The following is an 18,469-nucleotide window of genomic DNA, read 5'->3' on the forward strand; positions in this document are numbered from 1 at the left end:
TGGAATGTAGAAATAAAAAAAAAGCCGCTCAAGGCGGCTTTATATTTTAGAAACTTCCGTCAAATGCAGAAGATTTAGGTTTCTTTTTAACAACTACCTTGTTCAGTGTAGTGGTTATGTTCTGTACTGAACTAGAAATCTTTGTAGTGTGAGCCAGGTAAAGACCACCTTTAACTTCTTTAAAATCAGAGAATACTGTAGTGGACATAATGGTTTGTTCTCCATTTCCATCCTGTAAATCCGCTACAGTAAAGCTTTCTTCCAATTCTAAAAGTCCAGTTTCAACTGAATAGTATTCAAAGCCATATTCATTGTCTTTGCCTTTTTCCTGGACTTTGATTTTGTAGTATTCTTTACCTTCTTTTTCTTCAATCCCCATCAATTCAACATCTAAGAATTTATTGTTAGCATATGTCAATTGGGATAATGGGAAAGAGTTCATTTTTTTCTGCTCCAATTTATCACCCTCATATTTTTCTGTTCCAACAAAAGGAGCCGAAGTTGCACCTTTTTCGCCGTTGAAATATTCTTTCTGCTTCATATCTCCTTGTGGAGTTTTGATGATAGTTTGGGTAGCAGTTTTATTAGGTTTACCTGCATAAGTTGTAATGAATAATGAAAGATTCATCCCTTGAATAGACATTGATCCAGTATATTCTTTGATAATCATTCCTATTTTATTCATTTTAGCATCATATTCCTCTTTGTTGCTTACCATGAAAGTCTTGTAAACATAATTGTTAATTACACTTTCTAAAGTAACACCATCAGGAACAGCTTTTAACTGTTGTAATGTTGCTTCATCTCCAAAGGCATCTCTTACTTCCATGCCTCCATTGTTGTCAAAAACATCTAGTTTTTCAGCAATTTCAGCATTACCTACTACTATAATGTTCAGGTTATCAGGTCTTAGATACTTTTTAGCAGTTTCTAAAACGTCTTCTTTTGTGATTTTTTCTAATCTTGTTAGATAGTTGCTGTAATAATCTTTTGGAAGATTGTAACGAGCCATGTTTAAGGCAAAATTTGCTTGAGTTCTGCCACTTTCAAGTGATCTGGCAAATGAGCCTGTCATTGAATTTTTAATCAATTCTAACTCGTCGTCAGTTACCAAGTTGTTTGTCATCCAGTCAATTTCATATAGAATTTGAACAATTGCACTGTCTGTTACTTCATTTCTAAAGCTACCTCCTGCAGAAAAACTTGCATTTAATGGATCAGTTCCGATAGATGAATAACAACCATAGGTATAAGCTTTGTCTTCTCTTAAGTTTTTCATTAAGTGTCCAGAGAAACCTCCACCTCCTAAGATTTTATTCATGACACTTACCTTAATCGCATCAGGGTGCCCTGGAGTTAATTCTACAGTATTTGTGATTGTGATTTGACTTTGAACTGCTCCTGGTTTGTCAACGAAATAAACATTGTTGCCTTTGTAAGAAGGAACGTCATATGTTTGTTTTTTCATTTCTCCACCTCTTTTCCAATCACCAAAGTATTTGTTGGCATATCCCATTGCTTCTTCTTGAGATACATCTCCTACAATTACCAAATAGGCTTTGTTTGGAACAAAATATTGGCTGTAGTGTTTTTTGATATCATCAACTTTGATATTGTTTAATGATTCTTCAGTAACAATCTCTCCATAAGGATGGTCTTTACCGAAATTCACAACAGATGACACATTAGATGCCATTGTATTAGGGTCTGATTTTTGAGTCGCTAAACCTGAAATTGTTTGGTTTACAATACGATCTAATTCTTTCTCAGGGAAAGAAGGTTTAGTAACCACTTCATTTAATAACTCAAGTAATTTTGTTGTGTGCTTTTTTAAAGATGAAGCATAGAACCCTCTTGCATTTGTAAAAATGCTAGCTCCCATGAAATCTATTTTAGCATCAAATTCATCTTTTGTATAGCTTTCAGTTCCAGAACCTAGCAATTCACCAAAAATACTTTGCATACCTGCTTTATTTCCTTCCGGTAATGTTGGATAATCAACAAATAACTGGAATGAAACAACAGGAAGTTTATGATTTTCTACCACAATAACTTTTAAGCCATTGTCCATATTCACAATCTCCGGAATCTCTAAATTGATTTCAGGATTTGGTTGTGGTTTAGGTGGTTGACTTCTATCTACCTGACCAATTGAATTAACACCAATTAATAGGGCAGTAGCTCCTGCTAAAATGTGTTTTGATATATTTTTTGTTCTCATTTTTCTTATGCTGATTTAGGTAAATAGTATAAAATAACTCGATTAGTAGGAGCTAGGTATTTTTTAGCAACTCTTTGAATATCTGCTTTAGTTACTTTCATGTATTCATCAATCTCTTTATTGATCATATTTGTTGATCCAAGATAAACGTGATTGTTAGCTAAACTTTCAGCAATTCCTGCCATTGTAGAATTACTAGATACAAAATCACTTTCAATCATGTTTTGAAGTTTTTCAAATTCTTCATCAGTGATTAAGTTGTTTTGAATGTCAGCTACTTCTTCATCCATTGACGCTTCCAAATCTTCAAGTTTTACATCTTGATTCGCAATGGCTAATGATAACATGATTCCCGGATCTTCTAATCCAAAAGGAAACGCAAATGCAGCCAAAGCCTGCTGTTTCTTTTCAACAATGTTTTTATTGAATCTAGAACTATTTCCTTGCGATAAAATCATGCTAAGCATGTCAAGTGCATATTTGTCTTTATGTCTTAATTCAGGTACTCTATAGGCTACAATGATCGCAGGTAACTGAATGTTATCATAAACCGTATCTCTGATTTCCTTTTCCAATAAACCTTCTTTAATAGTTGGTCTTGGAATATCATGAGGTTTAGTAGAGATCCCTCCAAAGTATTTGGCAATGAATTCTTCTGTCCCTAATTTGTTGTGCCAATCACCAACAAAGTCTTTTGAGATTTCTCTTCCTCTCAACGTTTCTGCATATTTCTTTTGGAAATCTTCAAGGCTCAAAAATTCTTTGTCTCTATAAACATCCAGTTTGTCTCCATTTGGAATAGAACCAAAGTATTTATCAATCCATTTTTTAGCTTGTTTTGGATCAATATCTCCTGCAATAGAAAGTGTTGCGTTATGAGGGACATAAAATGTTCTGTAGAAGTTTACATAATCTTCTTCTTGAGCGGCATCTAAATCTTCCATACTTCCAATTGGCACCCATTTGTATGGATGATCTTTGTAAGCTCTTTTGAATACTTCTTCCATAAAAGATCCATATGGCTGATTGTCTACTCTTTGTCTTTTTTCTTCTTTTACAACTTCTCTTTGCGTTTCAATTCCGACATTTTCAACTTTAGCATGTAACATTCTTTCTGATTCTAGCCAAAGCCCCATCTCTAATTGATTTGATGGTAACAATTCAAAATAGAATGTTCTGTCTTGAGAGGTGTTAGCATTTAATGTTCCACCCGCTCTTTCAACATGTTTGTCATAAGTATGTCTGTCAATATTGGTTGTACCTTCAAACATCAAATGCTCAAAGAAGTGAGCAAAACCGGTTCTCCCAACTTTTTCGTTTTTTGAACCAACATGATAAAGTACTGTTACAGCTACAATTGGAGTAGAGTGGTCCTCGTGCAGAATCACATGCATTCCATTGTCGAGATCATACTCTTCAAAATCTATTTTTCTTCTTTCCTGGGCCGAAACACCGGTAGTAGCAAATATCAGTGCTCCAATCAACCAATTTCTTAATTTCATATATATATATTTGATGCAAGGTCAAAAATATAACTTGTTTCCTAAATATGAAGGAACTAATGATATAAGGTGATAATTTATGCTGAATGGTATGAGAAATTTATTGACAGTAATAGCATTTTTTGGGATGCATGGTGTTTATGCCCAAACTACTTCAAAAATTGAGACAGAAAGGTTTTATGAATATTTAAATAAGGGAGATTCAGTGAGCATTTCTGCTATGCTTTCAGAAACTGCTACTATTCAACACGTAGAAGGAGACTCTTCCTTTTCATTTAATAAAGAAGGATTTTTAGGTATTTGTAGCAAATTTAGAAGTGGAAAGTTTAAAGAAGAAATAGAAATAGTTGCTGATTTTGAAGAAATGTATAGCCAGATTAGTACAGTGACTGTTTTCTTTAAATTTTATTTAAACGGTGAACTGAATCATTGTGGTACAGATTTATTTATATGGAATTCAACTAAAACCGGACATAAAATTGAACAGGTGATATCTACACCTTGTGATTGTAAACAGCAAGAGACTGAACAAGAAGAAAAGGAAAAATATCTGAAGACGTATCTGGATGAACAAATGGTACTTTGGCATGCGGCCGCTTCCAATTCTGATTTTGATGCTTATTTTGATTTTATGGCAGATGATTTTTATTATTTAGGTACAGATCCCAATGAACGTTGGTCAAAGGAAGAGTTTGGAAGTTTTTGCAAGCCTTATTTTGAGAAAAAGAAAGGGTGGGATTTTAAAACAATAAGCAGAAACTGGTATTTATCTGATGATATGAAAATGGCCTGGTTTGATGAAAAAATGGATACTTGGATGGAAGATTGCCGAGGTTCAGGTGTACTTGTTCAAGTAGGTCCCGGTAACTGGAAATTGTTGCATTACAATTTGACCGTGTTGATAGAGAATGAAAAGATTAAGGATTTTATGAATCTCAGAAAATCAAAGTTGAAGACAAATAAAAAATAAGGGATTGCCGGAATCAAAAGCGAGCCAAGAATAAATTATTAATTTCGTCAAAAAATAGAAGACTATGTTAAAAATTGACATGCATACGCATATACTTCCTTCTGAAATGCCTAATTGGACAAATAAGTTCGGTTATGGTGATTTTGTTTGGTTAAATCAATCTCAAAATAATCCCGGAAGCGTTGATATGATGAAAGGCGGTCAATTTTTCAGAACTGTAGAAGAGAATTGCTGGAATCCTGAGGTTAGAATAGAAGAGTACAAAGAGTTTAATACGCAGGTTCAAGTGGTTTGTACAGTTCCTGTTATGTTTTCATACTGGTCTAAGCCTCAAGATTGTCTTGAGTTGAGCAGGTTTTTAAATGATCACATTGCTGAACTACAAGATAGATATCCAAAGAATTATGTTGGATTAGGAACAATTCCTATGCAAGATACAGAGCTGGCGATTCAAGAAATGAGAAGGTTGAAAGAGGAGTTGAAAATGCCGGGGATTCAAATTGGTTCAAACATCAATGACATGAATCTTAGCGATCCTCAGTTTTTTCCAATTTTTGAAGAAGCAGAGAGATTAGGTTTGGCCATTATGATTCATCCCTGGGAAATGATGGGATTTAGTTCAATGGAAAAATACTGGTTGCCGTGGTTGGTTGGTATGCCTGCAGAAACTTCAAGGGCCATGTGCTCATTGATATTTGGAGGAGTTTTAGAAAGATTACCAAATTTGAGGGTGTTGTTATCTCATGCAGGAGGTTCTTTTATTCCAACTATAGGTAGAATAGAGCATGGATTTAATTGCAGACCTGATTTAGTAGCTATTGACAATAAAAGAAATCCAAGAGAATACTTAGGGAACTTCTGGACAGACTGTATTACACATGATATTGATTTATTAAAGTATATTCTGAAGGTTCAGGGATCTGAGAAAGTATGTTTAGGAACTGATTATCCTTTTCCTTTAGGAGATTTAGAAATAGGTAAGTTTATTGAAGATAGTGATCTACCTAAAGAAGATGTGGAGAATATTTTTTGCAATTCAATCTTAAGCTGGTTGGATTTGGATAAAGAAAGATTTTTATAGAAATAGAATATTTGTAAAACAAAAAAGCCGGAATTTTATTCCGGCTTTTTTTATGTTTTGATGCTAGTTAATTTTATTTAACTCCGTGCATAAATTTCTTGATAATTGGATTTAGCAATACCGCTATAACTCCGAGAATAATTGGAACTAATGTGAAAATCAAGAAGAATCTCGAAATTCCATAATCCTCCGCAATAGATTCAACCATACCTCCAACGCTTTGAGCTAATTTGTTACCAATTGCAATGGCAAGGTACCAAACCCCAAACATAAAGGCGATCATTCTTCCCGGAACTAATTTACTCACGAAAGAAAGTCCAACCGGAGAAATACATAACTCACCAAGTGTATGGAATAAATAAGCGATAACTAGCCAAATAGCACTTGCTTTAAAGTCTGATCCTTCAGCAATGTTTGATGCTCCATAAGTTAGTGCAGCAAATCCAATACCGATTAACATTAATCCTAGACCGTATTTAACAGGTCCACTAGGGTTAAATTTACTTTCCCACCATCTACTAAATAATGGTGCAAATGCAATAATGAAAAGCGAGTTTAAGATTCCAAACCAAGTGGCACCTATTTCAACTTCATCTTTTTTGATTCTAGTTACTGTAGCTTGAACTAATTCTGATTTTTCACCACTTAGCGTTTGTTTATCACGATATTCATCTAACTCGTTGTGGGCTATATAATAAAATCCTTCACCTCTTCTTTTAGGAATCATGTAGAAATTATCTCCTAACTCCATTTCTACGGGCTCAATAATGGTTGTTTCTCCGTAAATTCTTGAATCAAATTCTGTCAATTCATAGCCTTCGGTAAAAGGAGCAACAGTTTTTTCCATTACACCCTTTTTATTTTCTTTACTCGTCTCAACTTGCTCGTATGTTGCTACATAAGCAGTTGAATCCATGTTTCTGTTAATTTTCCAGATTACAATTACCCAAATAAAGACGAAACTTATACCAAGTATAATATTGGATAATAAGTACTTCTTGTATGTTTTTTGGAATAATCTGAAAAGTACATAAGAAATGATTCCCAATGGAATAATGGTGATTAACAAGTCTATTACGATAAAAGCTGTAGCCCAGCCTCCGGTCATAACCCTTTCTGTAAAATCACTGGCAAATAATGTCATTGTTGTACCAGCTTGCTCAAAAGAAGCAATAAAGAAGATGTAGAAGATAGCAAAGAATACCACTGCAATCATCTTGTCTTTTACAACATATTTGTATCTGCGAACACGTGTAACTAATAGGATAAGGAATAAGATAACTCCTATTAAAATGAACATTGAAGCTCCAGATAAAAATATGTTAGGATCTTCGCCATACATTCCAAATGTTTTCCCAACTATCTCTCCCTGGTCATTTACTTTATTCAATATACCAAACGGGAACAAGTCATATTCTGTAACTTTTGAAACAACGTCATTGATAATCCAAACAATCGCCATTACGGCTGATACCCAGGTGAGAATATTGTCTTTGAGTGTAAATGGATTTCTGTGTTTTTCAGCAGCTTTAACTTCCGATAACTCTTCATCCTCAGTATCATCTTCTTCCTCATCTTCTTGACCTCCACCATCTTTAGGAGCTAATCCTACTGTACCAAAAATCTTTTGAGCAAATGCAAATTGCAATAATCCCATCAACATTAAAATTCCTGCAAGACCAAAACCGTAGCTCCATGATTCATACTCTCCAATGTATCCGCAAAGCATAATTCCTAAGAAAGCTCCTGCGTTAACTCCCATGTAGAAAATGGTGTAAGCACCATCTTTTTTCTCTGGGAAATCTTTGTACATGTGAGAGATGATTGATGTCATGTTTGGTTTGAAGAAACCGTTTCCAAAAATCAATAAGGCAATACCCAGATACATGGTGAATTCGCTTTCCATGGCCATTGAACCGTGACCCAATGTCATCAACAATGCACCAATTAAAACAGCTTTTCTGTATCCAATGATACGGTCGGCAATATATCCCCCAACAATTGGCGTTAAATAAACGAGTGAGGTATAAGTTCCAAACAAAGCAGCAGCTTGGCTAAAGTCCCAATTCCATCCGCCTAAACCAGAAGAACTAATTAAGAATAGCACTAAAAGCGCTCTCATTCCATAGTAAGAGAATCGTTCCCACATTTCTGTGAAAAACAAAACGAATAGTCCTGCTGGGTGTCCTAGAACTTTAGAATCAAAAAAATTGTTAGATGAATTTCCTTGCATTTACAATAGTTTTACTTAGAAATATTATTTAATTCCGTGCATTAATTTTCTAATAGGGAAGCTTAGGATAAATAATAGTAAACCAGCCCCTATTGGTACATATACCAAAATTTCAAAGAAGTCAGACATGCTAGACTCTTTGGCAATTTTTTCCATATACGGTGAGAATGATCCTGCCAACTTATTTCCCATAGCAGAAGCAAAAAACCATATTCCAAACATTACACCTACCAATCTGGTGGGCGATAATTTACTTACATATGACAAACCAACCGGAGAAAGTGAAAGTTCTCCCATAGTGTGTAATAAATAAGCCAATACTAAAAATATCATACTTACCTTCTGAATTGGTTCATCAGAACTTGCAATAATTCCTGCCGAACCATATACTAAAGGAATAAACCCTAATCCTAGTAATACCAGACCAATCGCAAATTTTTGCGGACCATTTGGATTGTATTTGGATTTCGCAAGACGCTGCCAAACAAATGAGAACAAAGGTGCCAAAGTGAATATGAACAAGGCATTTAAACTTTGAAACCAAGTAGCAGGTACTTCAGCTGACTTCTCTTGGAATTGATCATATATCATATATCCGGTAATTCCAGCTAAGATTAGTACAGAAAGCCCCATAAAGGACATGGCCCCAAGATATTCTTTTCCTAAAACTTTAAATGTTCCCAAGAACAACCATAATAGAATACCAACTGGTAATAGAGATATTAAAGAACTAACAACTTTAAAGACCATAGCTCCGTTACCTTCCAAAGCTCTATCTGTATACTCGCTAGCATAGATGTTCATTGAACTACCAGCTTGTTCAAAAGCTGCCCAAAAGAAAATCGAGAAAAACGCTAGAATTCCTACTACAATTAATCTTTGGGTTTCTACTTTACTCTTTTTAGCCTTATCTAATTCAGAAAGTTCATCTATTTGTTTTTCCTCTTCAACTTCAGCAATTTCATCAACAATATCCGCTGAATCAGCTACAAATTCTTTCTGTTTCTTTGGAGATAATCCAATTTTACCAAACATTTTTTGAGCTAGCTGAAATTGGATCATTCCAATCACCATAAATATCCCGGCAAGTCCAAATCCCCAATGCCACCCTATTGTTTCGGCTAGATAACCGCATAAAATAGAACCAAGAAATGCTCCAACATTAATCCCTTGATAGAAGATGGTGTAACCCGAATCTTTTTTCGTTGATCCTTCTGGATAAAGTTGACCTACAATTGAAGAAATATTAGGTTTAAAAAAACCATTTCCAATAATAATTAATCCTAATCCTAGATAAAATGCAGGCAATGGTTCAAAAGCCAAAGAAAAATGACCTAAAGACATTAAAATAGCACCAACAGTAATTGCTTTTCTAAATCCTAAAATTTTATCCGCAATGATACCACCGAGAATAGGTGTAATATAAACAAGCATTGTATAAGTTCCATAAAGACTTCCTGCGTCTTCTTTATTCCATCCCAAACCAGGATTTGGACTGGTAATTTCCTCAACTAAATAAAGAACTAATAAAGCACGCATCCCATAATAAGAAAACCTCTCCCACATCTCTGTGAAAAATAAGATGAATAAGCCTACCGGATGTCCGAATAGTGTTTTAGAAGAAGCGATATTATTGTTACTATTCATTATAGAATTTCTTTTTCGATCTATGGTTCAAGCGGGTGAAATTAACCAAAATAAAATTAATCAAGCCACCGTTCATCAAATTTAATTTATGACTAAATAGTTAAGTCTTGATGAAACAATCATTAATCAAAGTTTAATCTGCTAAAAAACAATCTTTAGCGAATTCTTTTAGGGGTTTAGATAAATTTTGTTTTTGAACAATTTTATTCCCATTATCTTTGTGCCTCCATTATTAAATAAAATATGATTAAAGCCCTTAAATACACCAAATTACCATCTGCGTTAATGGCCTTATTCTTGCTTTCATGTGGAGGATCAGAGCATACTGCTGATGATGAAGCATCTAATGAAGCTGAAGCACAGGTTGTGGTAGATAAACATTCATATGCAAACCTCAATGAGGTAAAAACCAAACATTTGCATTTGGATATTGCAACAGACTTTGACAGAAAGGTAATTAATGGTTCAGTTAGACACGATATTGAGAATCTAACCGGAGCTGATAAAATGGTAATGGATATTAACCAGATTACAGTTTCTAAAGTGCTTTTGGATGGTAGCGAAGAAACAACTTTTGAAGTTGGTGATTATGATGAGCTTTTAGGTTCACCTCTTACTATTGATATTAAACCAGAAACAAAAACAGTAACGGTTTTTTATGAGACTACTCCTGATGCAGGTGCGCTTCAATGGTTAAATCCTCAGCAAACTGCAGGAAAAAAACATCCTTATTTATTTACGCAAGGACAAGCAATTTTGACAAGAACTTGGGTGCCATGTCAAGATTCACCGGGAAATAGAATTACTTATTCTGCAGATGTGAAGGTTCCTGTTGATTTGATGGCTGTAATGAGCGCAAATAATGATACTGTAAAAAGTGCTGATGGAATGTATCATTTTGAGATGAAAAAGCCTATTCCTTCTTACTTAATCGCTTTGGCGGTAGGTGATTTAGAATTTGCTTCACTTGGGCAGAGAACTGGAGTTTTTACTGAGCCTTCTTTAGTTGATGATTGTGTATACGAGTTTGCAGATGTTGAAGATATGGTGATTGCAGCAGAAGGATTGTACGGGGATTATAAATGGGGTAGATATGATATTATAGTATTGCCTCCATCATTTCCTTTTGGAGGAATGGAAAATCCTAAATTAACTTTTGCTACTCCTACTATTCTTGCAGGTGATAGATCATTGGTTTCATTAGTAGCACACGAGTTAGCACACTCATGGTCAGGAAACCTTGTTACAAATGCAACATGGGATGACTTTTGGTTGAATGAAGGTTTTACAGTATACTTTGAAAACCGCATTATGGAAGAGGTTTACGGTAAGGAGTATGCGGACATGCTGATGGAAATTGAATACCAGGGGTTAGAGTACGAAAATGAAGATATTATCAATGGTGAGCATCCTGAAGATACTAAGTTGAAATTAGATTTAGAAGGTAGAAATCCAGACGACGGAATGACCGCAATCGCCTATGTTAAAGGAGCATTTTTCTTAAAAACTCTTGAGGCAACAGTTGGTAGAGAAAAATTTGATGATTTCTTGTCAAAATACTTTAAAGATCATGAGTTTGAAACTGTAACAACTGAGATGTTTATTGCATATTTAGAAGATAATCTTTTAAAACCTAATGATGTTGAATTTAATACTGAAGAGTGGATTTACGGTGAAGGTATTCCTGACAACTGTGTTGAGGTTAACAGTGATAAATTTGAGAAAGTAAGTGATAAATGTGAATTGATTACATCTGTTAAAGACGCGAAAGAATTAAATATTCCTGCTAACTGGTCTACTCATGAGTGGTTACATTTTATTAGACACATTCCTGCTGACGCAGATGCAAGTGATTTGGCTATGTTAGATGCTGAGTTTGGATTTTCTGATTGCGGAAATTCTGAAATCATGGCAGAATGGTATGTGCTTTCAATCAAAAAAGGATACAAAGGTATTGATCCACACATGGAAGATTTTCTTGTTAAAGTGGGTAGAAGAAAATTCTTGGCACCAATTTACAGCGAGTTGGCCAAAACTGATGAGGGACTTGCGCATGCCAAGCAAATATATTCAAAAGCTCGACCTAATTATCACTCAATTTCATACTTGACAATTGACGATATTTTAGGTTGGGAGGGTTAATAACCTCAGTTTATTTCATAATTCAGTTTTTAGTTCCACCCTTGTGTTTTATGCAAGGGTGGTTTTTTTTAATCTCCCCGGTAACTTTTTCTACATTTGTTCCGTCCAACCATCAACCCAATGAGGATAAGCTTAACAATAGCAGTTGTTTTTTCTTCTTTAGTTGTGTTTTCACAAAACATAATTAAAGGAAATGTTCTTGATGTTTATGGTCAGGGAATTCCTGGTGTTAGGGTATCAATGCCAAATTCTACTTATGGAGTTCCAACCAATGCAAAAGGAGCTTATTTTTTAGAAGTTGATTCATTGGGCGAATTTCAGATTAGCTATTCTATGTTAGGTTTTCAAACCCATACTGATACCATATTAGTAGAGGGTAAAATAACTATACATGATGTAACACTTGAGGAATCGCCAACAGAACTTAATGCTGTTGAAATTTACGCAGATAAAAAAGACATTGCCAAAGAGGTGATGAAGAATGTAATTGACAATAAGAAAAACATGAAGCGTCAATATGATTCTTATCAGTGCAATACTTACATAAAGACAACGCTTGAAAAAGAAAATCGCATTGCTTTTTTAAAACCCAAAGACGAGCCGGAAGGAAGGCAAAAAATGAATTTTACTGAGTCATATAGTATCAGTAAATATAAAGCCAATAATACTTATAAAGAAGAAATTATAGCTTATCAGGATTACTCGGATAAATCAGAAAGTTCAGTTGTAGTAAGTGCAGATTTTAGTAATCCTAATTCTTTATTGCCATCTCAGGTAGTTGAATACAATCCATATATCTTTTTTGAGAAAGTAGAAGATGGTGAGTTTGATCCTTATCAAAACTTAATTGACTTACCTAAGGTAAGTTCAAAGCCATTGGTTTCTCCTGCAGCTGTAAATGCTTTTATCAATTACAAATTTTACCTTAAAAACATCTTTTATGAAGATGATCAAAAGATCTATGATATTATAGTAGAGCCAAGGTTTAAAGAAGCTCCGTTGTTTTCTGGGAACCTGTATATCATTGACTCTTTATGGGTAATTAAATCAATGGATTTAACTATTAATGGAGCGGCAATGGAGTATTTTAAGGACTTCAGGATTTTACAGGATTTTGAGAATATTGATAGTAATTGGGTGCCTGTTAGAAGAGAGTTTTCTTATACAATAAATGATGGTGCAGATAGGGTTTTAGGAAATGCAAGAGTTGACCATTCAGATTATCAATTCAATGTAGAGTTTGACAAAAATGAATTCAAAAATGTAATCATGGAATACAAAGATGATGCATTTGAAAAGGATTCAGTATTCTGGGTAGAGACCAGACCAATTCAATTAAAACCGGAGGAATTAAATTTCATCAGAGAACAAGATAGTATTCGCCAAATTGTAGAATCTGATGAATATATTGATAGTGTTAATGCCGAATACAATAAGATTACAGTTTGGGATGTATTGTTGAGTGGTGTAGGATTTAGGAATAGGGAGAAAAAACAAGAAATATTTATAAACCCAATAATCTCGCAATTTCAAATTTTGGCAGTTGGAGGATTCAGATGGAGAGTAGGAGGGAATTATTCAAAAGAGTTTGATAACGCACAGAAAATCGCAGTAGACGGTAAAATAGATTATGGTTTTCTTAACAAGGATGTAAAAGGAGATCTAGGGATTGAATATACGTTTTTGCCTAAGCGATTTGGAAGTTTTAAAGTTAGAGGAGGAGATAATTATGATATCATCACGCTTCAACAACCAATTACTAATATCCTCAGTGGAGGAAACTTTGTGCGTAAGACGTTCTTTGGAATGAGTCAAAGGCTTGAATTAGTGAATGGTTTGTATGGTCGTCTTTCTTATGATTATTCAACTAGAAGGAGTATAGAAGGAATAGTGTATCCACCTATTTATGATACGTTGTATGATATTGGAATTTGGACGCCACCAAAGCCTTTTGAAACCTACACAGTTTCCATTTTTGAATTGGAGTTTTTGTATCGTTTTAAACAGCAATACATTATGAAAAAGGGGAAAAAGATAATTGTAGGAACTGAGTACCCTGAACTAAGACTTACTTTCAAAAAGGGTGTACCTGACATGTTTGGATCTGATGTCAATTTTAATTTTGTAGAAATAGGCGTTTCAGATGAGGTTACCGCAGGTACTTTTGGAATTTTAAAATGGAATGTTGAAATAGGAAGCTTTATAGGGGATAATAATAACCTTGACAATGTTCCTTATGTTGAGCAGAAATTCTTCAGAGGATCGGACTTTTTCTTCTTTTCAAATCCTTTGAGTTCACTTCAGATGTTAGACTCTACGTTTAATACATCAAGGCCATTTTTACAAGCATATGCAATTCATCATTTTAATGGATCGTTATTAGGTAAGGTTCCTTTGATTAATAAGCTAAAACTAGAAGTAGTTGCCGGAGGAGGAATACTGTATATTCAAGATTACAACTATAAGCACATTGAGGCTTATGTGGGTATTGAACGTAAATTTAAAATCCGTAAGCAGCTCTTTAAAATAGGTGTTTTCTACGCTTTTAGGCAAAATAGTAATCCAAATACAGCACTCTTTAACTTTAAGTTTGGCTTGGATTTCTTTAATTCCTGGACGAATAAATGGTCCTGGTAAAATCTCCTTTTTTCTTTTAAAGTTGGTTTGATTTTTGTACCTTACTTAACATGAAAATTACCCTTAGAACCCTATTCGTACTATTTAGTTTCTTGTCTGTCAATGCAATTGCACAGGGAGATAAATGGAAAAGTTATCCTGATTCTACATTTTGGAATTTTTATTCAGCTAATTCTATTTCTGTGGAAGAAATAGTGGCAAAAGCACAAGGCAAAAGATTATTGGTGTTTTATTTTCAGCATCAGGGAATGAATATCAATAACTTCAATGCAAAGGTTTTAAGTGATACAGCTGTCACAAATTTTATTGCAGCAAATTTTTATCCTCTGGCCATTGATATAGATATAGACAATGTCAATCCCGAAAAAGGAAATCAAGGAAGAGGTCTAACTTATTATAAATTTATGAAAGATCAAACGTATTACATTGAAGAAACTCCGGCATTTTCAGTTTATAACCAACAGGGTGTTCTCAGAGGATCAAAAAGTTTTATTCGTATTGATCACAACACAAAAAATGCTGTACTGGAATTTTTGCAAAAGCGTTTAAAATAAGTTATCCAAAGGTAATCAATGCGATAGCTAGTAAGGATACCAAAACACCAAACCAGTTAGAAGGGCTCAGTTTTTCATTGAAGAAAAGTAGTCCAATTACTGCGGATAAAATGATTACGCCCATGTTAAGTATTGGGTAGATTCTCGAAGCTTCTAAAATGCCACTTTCCAAAGCTTTATAAAAGAAGTAAACCGTCAAAAAGTTAGGAACCGCTACCATCAATCCCCATAAAATATTTCTTGGATGAAATTTGCTTTTTCCTTGAATCAATTTGACAGCCAGCATTGAAAATCCAACTAAAAATGCACCTGAGAACATGGAAGAAATAAAGAGTTTTGCTTCATGCTCTTCTACGTAAAATTTTTGGCTGTAGTTGAATATCACATCTGCAATTCCCTGCCCAACAAAAATGATGATAATCAACCATAGGTATTTCTTGTCAAAGCTTAATTTACTGCCGCTTGTAGATACAAGATAAACCCCAACTAATGCCAGTAAAATTCCAATTATTTTCAGAACTGAAGAGCTTTCGTTGTAAAAGATAATAGCTACTACAACCGGAATTAACATAGACATTTTATTCGCTATGGTAGATATTGTTATACCAACTTTTTGTGCTCCTGATGCCAATAAATTGAATACGACCACAAAGAAAAATCCAGTTGATAGTGCCAGCCACTTCCAATCTGATGCAATGGCATGTTTAATAGGTTCTTGAGTATCTGAAAAAAGAAAGAATCCCAATAGGACACAAAAAACATAATTGAAAACTATGGCCTGTAAATTATCTACCTTGAATCGTTCAAATAATTTGAATAATACAAGAATACAGCTAAAAAATACAATGCCTAATACCAGGTCAATCATTAAAGTAGGTAGTTACAAGGTCTTTACCGAAGTAAAAACTATTGCTAGGTTTTTTGTCAATTTTTGGGGCCTTTAAGCCTTTTTCAATGTTGCCAATTCCTGTAATCACTCTGGCTTCATCCCAAAGTCCCGAATCTAAGAATTTTTGTAAAGTATTGGCGCCGCCTTCAACAATTATAGATTGAATTTCTTTTGAGTAGATCTCCGCTAAAATGTCTTTTACTTGGGTAGATTGGATGGCATAAGTGGAAGCTAAATCATTATGAATCTTATATCTTGAAGTTTCAATGATTCCTTTTTTGTCAAGGTAAAATCGGGTAGGGGAGTTACCTTCAAATTCTCTCACAGTTAATTCAGGATCATCATTAATTACCGTATTGAATCCGACCAAAATTCCTGCTTCTTCATGTCTCCATTTATGTACCAATTGCTTGGTCTCCGGTTGGGTGATCCAAAAAGTGCCTTTCTCTCCATTATCCCGGTTAATATCAACGAATCCGTCTTTTGATTCTGCCCATTTTAAAATAACGTAAGGCCGTTTTTTATTGTGAAATGTAAAAAAACGGCGATTCAATTCAAGTGATTCCTTCTCTAAGACACCAACAATTACTTCTCTACCTGCATTTTTCAATTTTTCTACGCCTTTTCCTGCAACCTCTGAGTAGCTGTCAATACATCCAATCACAATTCGCGGAATACCCTTTTCTACTATTAAATCAGAACAGGGTGGTGTTTTGCCAAAATGAGCACAGGGTTCCAAATTCACGTAAATGGTTGATTTAGTCAATAGTGAAGGATCTTTTACTGATTTAATAGCATTTACTTCAGCATGGGCTTGTCCATAAAACTGATGATAGCCTTCTCCAATGATTTTGTCATCACATACAATAACAGATCCAACCATAGGGTTAGGTGCTACATGACCTTTTCCAAGTCTTGCTAGCTCTAAACATCTGGTCATGTATTTTTCATCAGGCGTCATGAAGCAAAATTAATCACTTATTGCGAGGATGGAATGAAATGATGGCTTCCTTTAGTACATCATTACTTAAGTGGGTGTAAATCTCTGTGGTACTGATAGATTCATGTCCTAACATTTCTTGAACAGCTCTTAAATTGGCACCTCCTTCAACTAAATGTGTTGCAAATGAATGTCTAAAAGTGTGTGGACTAATGCTTTTGGTCAACCCAATTTCTTCAGCTAATTGCTTTATAATTGTAAAGATCATTACCCTTGTTAATTGGGCACCTCTTCTATTTAAGAACAGGTAATCTTCATGTCCTGTTTTGATGTCTTGATGTACGCGTACTAAATCTCTATACAATTGCATTTCTTTCAAAACTGAAGGGGAAAGCGGAACCAGACGCTCTTTATTTCCTTTACCAATTACGCGCATAAATCCCTCATCTTCATAAATATTGGTGATTTTAAGGTTAATAAGTTCGCTTACACGAAGGCCACAACTGTATAGCGTTTCTATAATTGCTCTATTTCTGTGTCCTTCATTTTTAGACATGTTAATTGCGTTCTTTAAATTGTCTATTTCTTCTATTGACAATACTTCCGGTAACTTTTTTCCAATTTTAGGAAGTTCTAGTAATTCGGTAGGATCGCTTGTAATTTCATCTTCAAGAATTAAGAAGTAAAAGAAATTTCTGATGCCTGAAATGATTCGAGCTTGAGATCTTGCTGCTATGCCCATTTCACTTACCCATCTGATGAATTTTTGAAGATCCTTTAAAGTGATTTCTGTAGGCTTTAGATCGGAATCAATATGCTCAAGGAATTGCATTAATTTATCTACATCTCTTAAGTAAGCTTCTACACTATTAGGTGATAGTGCTTTTTCAATTTTGAGATAAGATGAATAATCCTTTTTATATTTGATCCAAGATGAGTGCAAAACGAGTGTTAATTATCAATGGTCCGAATTTAAATTTACTCGGAAAACGTGATCCTGAGGTTTACGGAACCAAAAGTTTTGAAGATTATTTTGTGGAACTGAAGAATGATTTTCCGGAGATTGAGTTGAGCTATGAGCAATCCAATTTGGAAGGTGAGATCATTAATTTGATTCAAGGATCAGATCATGACGCAATAATTCTGAATGCTGGAGGGTACTCACATACTTCGGTAGCTATTAGAGATGCAGTTGAAGCAGCTGATGTTGCAGTTGTTGAAGTGCATATTTCCAATATTAGTGGAAGAGAATCTTTTAGACATGATTCTTTAATCTCGCCTGTTAGTGCAGGCTGTATTTTTGGATTTGGTTTAAAGGGATATGCAGTCGCCTTACAAGGGATTAAGCTTCTCTAAAAATCCTTTTATCAGCTATAAATGTCCCAAAAGGAATAATTGAAGCAGCCAAGGCTAAAACCAAGGTGTTAAACTTCCATTTCAACTGATATGTCACTAAAAGGACAAAGATGATATAAAGAGAAAAAAGTAATCCATGAGCTAATCCGGTAGAGTAAACCGGGTCAGGGTTATCTGCAAAATACTTAAGGGGCATTGCAATACAAAGTAAAATCAGGTAAGATACCCCTTCAAGAAGCCCTATTATTCTGAGCAATCCGAGATTGGTTTTCAACATATTAAAGCTTGTTGTTTAAC

The 18,469-nt window shown here is 34.6% G+C and carries 14 protein-coding genes; 6 read left to right on the forward strand and 8 right to left on the reverse strand.

Annotated elements, in window-relative coordinates; translation table 11 throughout:
• Positions 1 to 46: 46 nt before the first annotated feature.
• Both K6119_RS18590 and K6119_RS18595 read right to left on the reverse strand, forming a co-directional pair.
• Entirely contained in the window at positions 47 to 2,221 is a 2,175-nt protein-coding gene (locus K6119_RS18590; protein ID WP_221834777.1) for an insulinase family protein, read from the reverse strand.
• A 5-nt stretch (positions 2,222 to 2,226) separates the two neighbouring features.
• Positions 2,227 to 3,723, reverse strand: coding sequence for a M16 family metallopeptidase (locus K6119_RS18595; RefSeq protein WP_221834776.1), 1,497 nt, complete (start codon positions 3,721 to 3,723; stop codon positions 2,227 to 2,229).
• A 91-nt stretch (positions 3,724 to 3,814) separates the two neighbouring features.
• Between K6119_RS18595 and K6119_RS18600 the strand changes: the two genes are divergently transcribed.
• Both K6119_RS18600 and K6119_RS18605 read left to right on the forward strand, forming a co-directional pair.
• The gene (locus tag K6119_RS18600; protein ID WP_221834775.1) at positions 3,815 to 4,693 is read left to right on the forward strand and encodes a nuclear transport factor 2 family protein; all 879 of its coding nucleotides are present in this window, start codon (positions 3,815 to 3,817) and stop codon (positions 4,691 to 4,693) included.
• A gap of 64 nt (positions 4,694 to 4,757) precedes the next feature.
• Complete coding sequence (locus tag K6119_RS18605; RefSeq protein WP_221834774.1) at positions 4,758 to 5,774, forward strand: amidohydrolase family protein; 1,017 nt, start codon at positions 4,758 to 4,760, stop codon at positions 5,772 to 5,774.
• A gap of 73 nt (positions 5,775 to 5,847) precedes the next feature.
• On the opposite strand, the gene K6119_RS18610 is transcribed toward K6119_RS18605, so the two are convergent.
• Positions 5,848 to 8,007, reverse strand: coding sequence for a peptide MFS transporter (locus K6119_RS18610; protein ID WP_221834773.1), 2,160 nt, complete (start codon positions 8,005 to 8,007; stop codon positions 5,848 to 5,850).
• 24 nt (positions 8,008 to 8,031) lie between these two features.
• Positions 8,032 to 9,654 (reverse strand): peptide MFS transporter, encoded by a 1,623-nt coding sequence (locus tag K6119_RS18615; RefSeq protein ID WP_221834772.1) that lies wholly within the window; start codon positions 9,652 to 9,654, stop codon positions 8,032 to 8,034.
• A gap of 243 nt (positions 9,655 to 9,897) precedes the next feature.
• Between K6119_RS18615 and K6119_RS18620 the strand changes: the two genes are divergently transcribed.
• The 3 genes from K6119_RS18620 to K6119_RS18630 all read left to right on the forward strand — a co-directional run bounded on the left by K6119_RS18620 (position 9,898) and on the right by K6119_RS18630 (position 14,987).
• Positions 9,898 to 11,796 carry a M1 family metallopeptidase gene (locus tag K6119_RS18620; protein ID WP_221834771.1) on the forward strand — a complete coding sequence of 633 codons (1,899 nt, stop codon included), beginning with the start codon at positions 9,898 to 9,900 and terminating at the stop codon, positions 11,794 to 11,796.
• Between the two features lie 120 nt (positions 11,797 to 11,916).
• Positions 11,917 to 14,433 carry a DUF5686 family protein gene (locus K6119_RS18625; RefSeq protein WP_221834770.1) on the forward strand — a complete coding sequence of 839 codons (2,517 nt, stop codon included), beginning with the start codon at positions 11,917 to 11,919 and terminating at the stop codon, positions 14,431 to 14,433.
• A gap of 50 nt (positions 14,434 to 14,483) precedes the next feature.
• On the forward strand, positions 14,484 to 14,987 hold the full coding sequence (locus K6119_RS18630; protein ID WP_221834769.1) for a hypothetical protein: 504 nt from the start codon (positions 14,484 to 14,486) through the stop codon (positions 14,985 to 14,987).
• A gap of 1 nt (position 14,988) precedes the next feature.
• On the opposite strand, the gene K6119_RS18635 is transcribed toward K6119_RS18630, so the two are convergent.
• The 3 genes from K6119_RS18635 to xerD are packed head-to-tail and all read right to left on the reverse strand — an operon-like array spanning position 14,989 to position 17,759.
• A complete protein-coding gene (locus K6119_RS18635; protein WP_221834768.1) occupies positions 14,989 to 15,855 on the reverse strand; it encodes a DMT family transporter in 867 nt (288 codons plus the stop codon).
• A complete protein-coding gene (gene ribD, locus K6119_RS18640; protein WP_221834767.1) occupies positions 15,848 to 16,837 on the reverse strand; it encodes a bifunctional diaminohydroxyphosphoribosylaminopyrimidine deaminase/5-amino-6-(5-phosphoribosylamino)uracil reductase RibD in 990 nt (329 codons plus the stop codon). The genes K6119_RS18635 and ribD overlap by 8 nt, the downstream gene beginning before the upstream one ends.
• Positions 16,838 to 16,850: 13 nt before the next feature.
• Positions 16,851 to 17,759, reverse strand: a complete 909-nt coding sequence (gene xerD / locus K6119_RS18645) for a site-specific tyrosine recombinase XerD (protein ID WP_221834766.1) — start codon at positions 17,757 to 17,759, stop codon at positions 16,851 to 16,853.
• Here xerD and K6119_RS18650 point away from each other — a divergent pair.
• On the forward strand, positions 17,750 to 18,172 hold the full coding sequence (locus K6119_RS18650) for a type II 3-dehydroquinate dehydratase (protein WP_221834765.1): 423 nt from the start codon (positions 17,750 to 17,752) through the stop codon (positions 18,170 to 18,172). The two genes, xerD and K6119_RS18650, sit on opposite strands and share 10 nt — an antisense overlap.
• On the opposite strand, the gene K6119_RS18655 is transcribed toward K6119_RS18650, so the two are convergent.
• Positions 18,159 to 18,428 (reverse strand): DUF3817 domain-containing protein, encoded by a 270-nt coding sequence (locus K6119_RS18655; protein ID WP_237828058.1) that lies wholly within the window; start codon positions 18,426 to 18,428, stop codon positions 18,159 to 18,161. The genes K6119_RS18650 and K6119_RS18655 overlap by 14 nt on opposite strands.
• Positions 18,429 to 18,469: the final 41 nt, after the last annotated feature.

The organism is Paracrocinitomix mangrovi, assembly GCF_019740355.2.
In the GTDB taxonomy this organism is placed as follows: Bacteria; Bacteroidota; Bacteroidia; order Flavobacteriales_D; family Crocinitomicaceae; genus Paracrocinitomix; species Paracrocinitomix mangrovi.